The sequence below is a fragment of the Accumulibacter sp. genome (assembly GCF_031732815.1).
Lineage (GTDB): Bacteria > Pseudomonadota > Gammaproteobacteria > Burkholderiales > Rhodocyclaceae > Accumulibacter.
On the sequence record NZ_JAVMKF010000064.1, the window covers coordinates 1 to 7,291 of the forward strand.

9 protein-coding genes are annotated in these 7,291 nt (G+C 66.4%); 1 reads left to right on the forward strand and 8 read right to left on the reverse strand.

Annotated features, from left to right (window positions below; translation table 11 throughout):
• Positions 1-283, forward strand: a 283-nt coding sequence (locus RKP46_RS05550; RefSeq protein WP_311105709.1) for a hypothetical protein, incomplete at its 5' end; no start/stop codon positions are given.
• On the opposite strand, the gene RKP46_RS05555 is transcribed toward RKP46_RS05550, so the two are convergent.
• The 8 genes from RKP46_RS05555 to RKP46_RS05590 form a co-directional block, all read right to left on the reverse strand.
• Positions 250-1,077, reverse strand: coding sequence for an ABC transporter permease subunit (locus tag RKP46_RS05555; protein ID WP_311105710.1), 828 nt, complete (start codon positions 1,075-1,077; stop codon positions 250-252). The two genes, RKP46_RS05550 and RKP46_RS05555, sit on opposite strands and share 34 nt — an antisense overlap.
• 31 nt (positions 1,078-1,108) lie before the next feature.
• Positions 1,109-1,564 carry a protein NosL gene (locus tag RKP46_RS05560; RefSeq protein WP_311105711.1) on the reverse strand — a complete coding sequence of 152 codons (456 nt, stop codon included), beginning with the start codon at positions 1,562-1,564 and terminating at the stop codon, positions 1,109-1,111.
• 25 nt (positions 1,565-1,589) lie between these two features.
• On the reverse strand, positions 1,590-2,462 hold the full coding sequence (locus RKP46_RS05565; protein ID WP_311105712.1) for an ABC transporter ATP-binding protein: 873 nt from the start codon (positions 2,460-2,462) through the stop codon (positions 1,590-1,592).
• A 12-nt stretch (positions 2,463-2,474) separates the two neighbouring features.
• Positions 2,475-3,437, reverse strand: a complete 963-nt coding sequence (locus RKP46_RS05570; RefSeq protein ID WP_311105713.1) for a NapH/MauN family ferredoxin-type protein — start codon at positions 3,435-3,437, stop codon at positions 2,475-2,477.
• Positions 3,434-4,339: a 4Fe-4S dicluster domain-containing protein gene (locus tag RKP46_RS05575; RefSeq protein ID WP_311105714.1), complete on the reverse strand. Its 906-nt coding sequence runs from the start codon at positions 4,337-4,339 to the stop codon at positions 3,434-3,436. Before RKP46_RS05575 ends, RKP46_RS05570 begins: the two co-directional genes overlap by 4 nt.
• Entirely contained in the window at positions 4,336-5,799 is a 1,464-nt protein-coding gene (nosD, locus tag RKP46_RS05580; RefSeq protein ID WP_311105715.1) for a nitrous oxide reductase family maturation protein NosD, read from the reverse strand. Before nosD ends, RKP46_RS05575 begins: the two co-directional genes overlap by 4 nt.
• A 7-nt stretch (positions 5,800-5,806) precedes the next feature.
• Complete coding sequence (locus tag RKP46_RS05585; protein WP_311105716.1) at positions 5,807-6,796, reverse strand: hypothetical protein; 990 nt, start codon at positions 6,794-6,796, stop codon at positions 5,807-5,809.
• Between the two features lies 1 nt (position 6,797).
• On the reverse strand, positions 6,798-7,291 hold a 494-nt coding region (locus tag RKP46_RS05590), incomplete at its 5' end, for a c-type cytochrome (RefSeq protein WP_311105717.1).

The window sequence follows — 7,291 nt, forward strand, 5'->3', positions numbered from 1 at the left end:
ATCGTGGACTCGGGCGAAGAGAAAGGCGCAAAGCGGAGAAAGCGGCACGCGCCGCGTGGCGGAGAGCGGGCTGTTCTCGCCGCTCGCGCCGATGCGGCATGACGATGCCTACGGCCAGGATATTAGCCGAAAACATCTGCCGCCGGAAGGCGCAGCCGCCTGCAAGAATCAGCGCGTCGTCCTGGGCGTCATCCTGCGCGTCGTGCGGGCAAGGCCTTGCGCCGAGCTCGCCGCGTGTTCGCCGCCGCCTTACGGCAGGTCGCTGCGCCGGAACGTCCAGTAGCCGGCCAGCGCGCACAGCGCGCCGATGAAGAGCGGGTAGAGCAGCGCGTAAAGGCGGAAGCCGTCGCGCCCGAAGAGGTCGAGGATGACGTAGGCCGACGGGCCGAGGACGATCAGTTGCGGGTCGAACATGGCCAGCGCGGCCGTGCGGAAGACCTGCAGCGGGTTGAGCAGCGCGATGCCGACCGCGACTTCGGGCGTGGCGCGACCCTGGATCAGCAGGCCGAGCAGGATCAGGTCGAGGAAGAGGAGCATGCACAGCCAGACGAGAAAGGCGGCGCCCTGCGCGACGTCGGTGCTGCGCGCCAGCGTCGAGATCAGCATGCCGATGCCGAGGAAGCACCAGGCGAGCGCGGCGAGCAGCCCGGTGTAGTAGAAGAACATCGCCCACGGCACGTCGATCGCCTGAAAGAGCGACCAGACGACGGCGCCGAGCATGGCGGCGAAGACGGGCAGGAAGATGACCAGGTAGCGGCCGAACAGCTTGCCCCAGAACCACGCGGCGAGCCCGACCGGCAGCGCGAGCAGGTACTCGTAGACGCCGGCCTCGCGGTCGCCGGCGACCGAGCGCACGGTGGTGATGAGGACGAAGACCGGCAGGATGGCCATGGTCAACTGGATATAGGTGACGAGCAGGCGCGACAGGCCGATGAAGCCGAGAACGCGCGATTCGGTCAGACCGAAGGCGAAAAGCAGCGCGACGATGCCGCCGAAAACCAGGCTGTAGACGAGGAACCAGCGCGCGCGCAGCGATTCGACGATGTCCAGGCGGGCGGTGAGCAGGAATGCGTTCATGCCGGGCTGTCCGGCGCGGGCTGCCGGCGGCTCATTTGCCGCGCGCCAGGATGCGCTGCTTCATTTCGCCGTAGCTCAGGCTGCCGTCTTCGGCGTTCGCCTGCGCCGCGAACTGGTAGCCCATCGGACTCTTGCGACCCGCCAGGTAGTGCGCCTGGCGGGCGTCGAGCCAGGCCAGCGTGCGCTGGTCGGCGACCCAGTATTCGAGCCTGGCCGCGTTTTCGTCGAAGGGCTGGCGGGCGAGCCAGAAGACGGCGCAGCCGATGTCGTCGAACTTCCAGACCTTGCCCGCCGGGTCGCGAATCTGCGCCGCGAAGCGCCGGTCGCTGATCACCATGCCGCAGCGCGCGTCGAGGTCGCGATCCCACTTGATGTCGACCGGGCCGTGCTCGGCTTCGCGCGCGCAGCCGGCCGCGAACGCCGCCGGGAGCAGCGCCGGAGCGAGCGGCAGCAGCCGGACGATGCCGACGAAGCGCCGGCGCTTCATGCCTCTGGCGGCGGAATTCGCCGGCTCATTGGAGGACGACCGCCGGGTCGAGCGCGTGCATTTCGATGCGCGCGAGCAGCCCGACGTAGCGCGCGACGACGCCCATGAAGCGCAGGCGGTCGGCGCCGGCGACCGTGCCGTGCCATTCGAGGCCGGCGCGCCGATCGGCAAACTGCCAGGCGGCGAGCGTGCGGGTGATCGCCGCGTCGGCGCGGGTAAAGGTCAGATGCACCTGGAAAAGCGCCGCCAGCGCGCCCTCTTCGGCAACCCGGTCGTCGAGCACGATGCGCCCGGTGTCGAGTTCGACGACGCGGTTGACCAGCGGCGCGACTTCGTCGAGACGGTGGCTGGAGATGATCATCGTGCTGCCGGCGAGGCGCTCGGCGAGCAGGCTGAAGAAGGTGTGCCGCGCTTCCGGGTCGAGGTTGGCCGCCGGTTCGTCGAGCACCAGAACCCGCGCGTCGCGGCCAAGCGCGATGGCGATCAGGAGCTTCTGTTTCATGCCGCCCGACAGGCGGTTGAACGGCCGCGCCAGGATCGCCTCGACCTCGAGCCCGAGCCGACGCGCGACGGCGAGGATGCGCTCACTCGCCGAATGGCAGACGCCGGCGGCGAAGCCGACGAGTTGCGCGACCGGCATCTTGAGCGGCGGCGGCAACTGCGGAACGAAGCCGATGCGGCCGAGGACGAGCGTGCGCTCGCTGCGCGGCTCGCGCCCGTCGATGGTGACCTTGCCCTGGTGCGTGTATTCGCCGAGCAGGCAGCGAATCAGCGTCGTCTTGCCGGCGCCGTTCGAACCGATCAGCGCGATGCGCTCGCCAAGGCCGATCTCGAGGTTGACGCCGTCGAGCACGCGTTGCTTGCGGAAATCCTTGCCGACGTTGTCGAAACGTATCATGCGCAATCTTGTTCAGAGCAGGCGGTCGAGGCCCTTGACCGAAAAAACCAGCGCGCCGCTCGGACAGACGTCGACGCAGAGGCCGCAGCGCGTGCAGTCGGGGCCGATCGGCTCGCGCAGCTCGGCTGCCCTGCCCTTGATGACGACATCGAGCACGTGCGGCACCAGACAGACCTTGCGGCAATCGCCTTCGTGGAAACAATTTTCGAGCCGGTACTCGATACGCAGCGGCGAGACGGCGCCGACGATACCATAGGTCAGCCCGATCGGGCAGACGTAACGGCACCAGGCGCGCCGCGAATAGACGACTTCGAAGACGAGCAGCACGAGCACCCAGCCCAGGGCGAGCGACGGGCCGTAGATCAGCGCACGCGAGAGGATTCCGGTCGGCGAGATCGTTTCGAAGACGGTGTAGCCGCTGATCAGCGCGAGCAGCGAGAAGACCAGCCAGAAAATGCTGCGCGCCCCGCGGTGGAATTCGTGGTCGCTGACCCGTTTCTTCGCCACCAGTTGGAGGTGCAGCCACTCGAACCACTCGGCGACCAGGTGGTAGGGACAGACCCACGAGCAGAACGAGCGTCCACCGAGCGCCACCCAGAGAACGAAGACGGTCGCCGTACCGATGAACAGATTGACAATGACGTGCTTGTGGGCAAGCATCACCTGCAGCGCCGAGTTGAGGTCGATCAGGTGAAAGCCGACGAAGCGCGAGGCGGTGAGCGATCCTTCGAGCATCTGGATGTCGAGCCAGAAGGAGAAGGTGAACAGCAGGTTGACCAGGATGAGAACGAACCAGCGCCGGTTGCGCCACTTGTGGTTGACCAGTTGGTGATCGTGCGCGTGTTGCTTGAGCGCCGCGAAGTCGGCCTTGGTCATTCGTTTCAGGCTGTGGACCTGGCGCGCTGCCGGCGAGATCATCGGCGGTTTCTGCGGCGCGGCGCCGAAGAGGACGCGCAGTGCTTCAAGCTGGCTCATCCGGCGCTCCACGCGGCGCGTTGATCGACGACGATCGCTGCCGTTTCGAGCGGGCAGATCATCTCGCAGACGCCGCAGCCGACGCATTGTTCGAGCACCTGCGGGCGATAGTGCTTCTGCCCGTCGGGGCCGGTCGTTTCCTGCAGGTAGATGGCGTCCTTGATCGGGCATTCGCTGACGCACAGATCGCAGATTTCGCGTTCGTAGGGGTGTTCGCGCACGGCGATCGGTCGCCAGCGGTCGATCGCGCTGTAGCGCAGGCGTCCGGTGAAGTCGGCGCCACGCGCCTGTCCGCGGAAGCCCTTGCCCTGCACCGCCAGACACGTCTCGGGCCGCGCCAGGCGGGCGAGGCCGATACGCTCGCGCAGATTGAGCGTCGGCTCGGCGTCCTTTTCCTTCGCCTTGAGCACCGGCGCGCGAGCGAGCGGCATGCCGGGCCGCGTCGGCAGCGTGGCCGGTTTCTTGTAGGTCAGCGAGCCGGTCGGGCACGCCAGGATGCACTGCACCGCGTCGCAGGAAAAGTCGCACGCCTGCCGGCGCGCGTCGATGTACGGAACGCCAAGCCCGAAACCGGCGTCGAGATCGTCGAGTTTGATCGCCGCGACCGGACAGACCTGCACGCACTGGCCGCACTTGATGCACGAGGAAAGGAAGTCGCTCTCCTCGAGCGCCCCCGGCGGGCGCAGACGCGCCTTGCGCGCGCTGGCCACCGGAACGTAGCCGAGCATCGCCAAGCCGAGAACGCCGCCGATCAGAAAGGCGGAACGGATGAAGCGGCGCCGGTTCGCCTGCTTGCGCACCGGCGCCGGCGATCGTTTCGCTCCTCCCGGGGCCGCAGTTTCGTTCGTCGCGGCGGCCGGCTCGAGGTCGACGCCCGACTGATCCTTGCCTGGCTGGTTCATTCGCCCACTCCCGTGTGGCGCGCCGGCGTCCGCGTGAACGCCGGCTGCTCGTCGCGCAGGAGCAGCACCGGCGTCGAAAACGGCGCCAGACGTTCGAGGAAGTCGAGCGTTTCCATCATCGGCGCGTTGCGGAAGAAGCGCGCGTAGGGCACTTCCATCCACAACTGGTCGGCGTAGGCGTACAGCTCGTGCGGGCGGTCGCCGATCGCGTCGTGGTCGCGGTCGAAACCCTGATAGTCGTCCCAATAGTTGTTTTTCCAGACGTTGTGGCGCGCGCTACCGGCGTCGCCCATCGCCACCTGCGTCAGGTTGCCCTCGAAGACGTTGCCCTCGATCAGCGTGCCTTCCTTGTCGGCAAGAAAACTCATGCCGACGCCGTTGTAGGCAATGCGGTTGCGGCGAATCCGGATCGTGCTCTCGGGCTCGAAAGGCGACATGTCGAGCCCGATGCCGACGCCGCAGTAGATGATTTCGTTCTCCTCGACGAGCACGTCCGAGGCCTCCTTGAAGCCGACCGCCATCCCGGTCGGCCCGTTGGCGTGCGAGAAGAGATTGCGCCGGATCGCGCCGCCGCCGGAATACATGACATAGACGCCGACGGCGTTATCGGAAAAGCGGTTGCCTTCGACCAGGTTGTTGGCGGCGAACATGAAATGGATCGAGTAGCGGCTGCGCTTCGCTTCGTTGCCCAGATAGCGATTGTCGTTCGAGTACCAGGCGACCATGTCGCGCGCGTCCTCGATCATGTTGCCGGCGATCAGGTTGCGCTGGCTGTACCACAGGCGCAGGCTGTCGCCGCGCGTGCCAAGGTCGAAAGGCTTGGAGCGTATCCGGTTGTTGCGCACGACGTTGTCGTTCGACTTCTTGAGGTCGATGCCGAACAGGCAGTCGTCGATCGTCAGGTCTTCGAGCACGTTGCGGTCGCCGCGTACGTTCAGGCAGGCGTCGTCGGTGTCGTGCGAGTCGCCGGAAGCGGTCAGGCGAACGCCACGCAGCAGCGAATCGTTCGCCGCGAGGATGAAGACCGTTCCCTTGCCGCCGCCGTCTATCGTCACCTGCCCGCCACCGTCGATATGCAGCGGCTTGTTGACGACGACCGGACCCGAGTACCTGCCCGGCGCCAGCTTGAGCAGCGTGCCGGCGGGCGCGGCATTGACCAGATCCTGCAGGAAAGGCAGCCCGGCAACGTGCGCCGCGAGAGGAATGCTCACTGGCTGGTCGATGCCGCCCCAGCCGGCGTTTCCCGGCGCCGCCCGGCCCGGCGGCGCGGCCATTCCGCCCAGGCGTTCGTCGCGCGCTTCATTGTCCGGGTTGCGCGCTGCATTGGCCGTGTTGCCGCCGCTGCCGCGCGCGCCGCTGCGCAACAAGGCGGTCAGCGCGTCTTCGGCGTCCCCCGCCAGGGGCAGCGCCAGCAGTGCGAAGCCGCAGCTCAGGCCGGCGGCGAGCAAACGACGCAGCATCGGCCGCTTACTCCACACTTCCCTCGCGCAACTGCCGGCGGCGGATCAGCAGCGCGAGCAGCAGGCAGATCATCACGCCGACGAGCATCGCGTAGCCCCAGTAAGGGTAGGAGTAGGTCGAGAACTGCGCCACCTTGCCCTCGCCGAAAACGGTCGGCATGAAGGGCTTCAGCGTAAAAGCGCCCCAGGGGTGCATGTTGTGCCCGAAGAACCACAGCCAGCCGGCGTAGGTGATCAGGAAGTAGATCGGCAAAAGCGCCGGGATCAGCGCGAGAACGAGCGTGAACGCGGGCACGCGGGCAACGCCAAGAACGATCAGCAGCATGGCGACAAAGGTGGCGCCGATCACCAGGTGCGTGATGCGCGTGACGTTCTCGCCCCAGCCGCGGATTTTTTCGGGCTCGTTGAAGAAAGTCGCGGTTTCGCTGACGTAGTGCGCGACGTGCGCCTGCAGTCCGCCGAGCGCGTACTGGTCGACCAGCATCCAGGCGGCGACGGCAAGAAAGCCGGCGCTCAGCAGGCGCACGCGCGCCGCTCGCTGCGGCAGCATGAAGCCGATCAGCATGACGGCGAAGAAGGCAAAGAAGAACTTGGCCAGCGGTTTCTCGACCGGCGCCCCGGTGGCAATCGGAAACATGCCGACGTAGTGGTTGATAGTGTTCATCTCGTGCACGCAGTCGAGGCCCTGCGCGCCCTGGTTGACGTCCTTGCCCTTGTCGGTGATCGGATTGTAGCGCTCGTCTTCGTGCGAAATATCCTTCTGGATGATCTCGCTCGCCATGCGCGACCCCTTGCCGGCGGCGCTGCAGCCGTTGAAGACGCCGTTGAAGTGGAAATGGATGCGGATTCCGTCGGGAAAGGCGTCCGGCGGATAGTTCGGGGCGGTCAGCGAGACCCACCAGATCGGCGCGAAGTACGCGCCGATCATCAGGGCCGTCGCCACTGCGCTGAGCAGGGCGACGATCCGGTTCGGCCCGGCAAAGGGGTTTGCCGACATCCTACTTCTTCTTGGCTGGCGCCTTGGCCTTGCACATGTTGCCGGGCATGACCAGGCTGGCCTGATAGGCGGAGATGGCAACGAGTTGATCGTTATTGTATTTCTTGATGATTCTGACCATGTCCGGGTTGGCGTTGCGGCGATGGCCGTCGCGAATCTCGGTCATCTGGCGGAGCAGGTACTTGTAGTGCTGACCGGCGATCACCGGATAGAACTTGTCCTTGACGCCCTCGCCGTTGGCGCCGTGGCATTCCTTGCATTCCTTCTCGTAGAGATCCTTGCCGGTCGCCAGTTGCTTGTCGGCGTCCTTGCCTTCGTACTTGCCATGTTCGGGCGGAATGCACAACTGCTCGATGTACGCGGCAACGTCAGCCAGTTCCTGCGGGTCGGTGAGCGTCGCAGCGAACGGGTACATCGTCGGATTGTCGCGCAGGCCGGCGCGAATGTCGGCCATCTGCTTGATCAGCACCGTCGTATGCTGCCCGGCGAGCTGCG

Coding starts and splice junctions, on each gene's coding strand:
- RKP46_RS05565 (WP_311105712.1), bottom strand. CDS start 2,462: ATGATACGTTTCGACAACGTCGGCAAGGATTTCCGCAAGCAACGCGTG.
- RKP46_RS05575 (WP_311105714.1), bottom strand. CDS start 4,339: ATGAACCAGCCAGGCAAGGATCAGTCGGGCGTCGACCTCGAGCCGGCC.
- RKP46_RS05570 (WP_311105713.1), bottom strand. CDS start 3,437: ATGAGCCAGCTTGAAGCACTGCGCGTCCTCTTCGGCGCCGCGCCGCAG.
- RKP46_RS05555 (WP_311105710.1), bottom strand. CDS start 1,077: ATGAACGCATTCCTGCTCACCGCCCGCCTGGACATCGTCGAATCGCTG.
- RKP46_RS05560 (WP_311105711.1), bottom strand. CDS start 1,564: ATGAAGCGCCGGCGCTTCGTCGGCATCGTCCGGCTGCTGCCGCTCGCT.
- nosD (WP_311105715.1), bottom strand. CDS start 5,799: ATGCTGCGTCGTTTGCTCGCCGCCGGCCTGAGCTGCGGCTTCGCACTG.
- RKP46_RS05585 (WP_311105716.1), bottom strand. CDS start 6,796: ATGTCGGCAAACCCCTTTGCCGGGCCGAACCGGATCGTCGCCCTGCTC.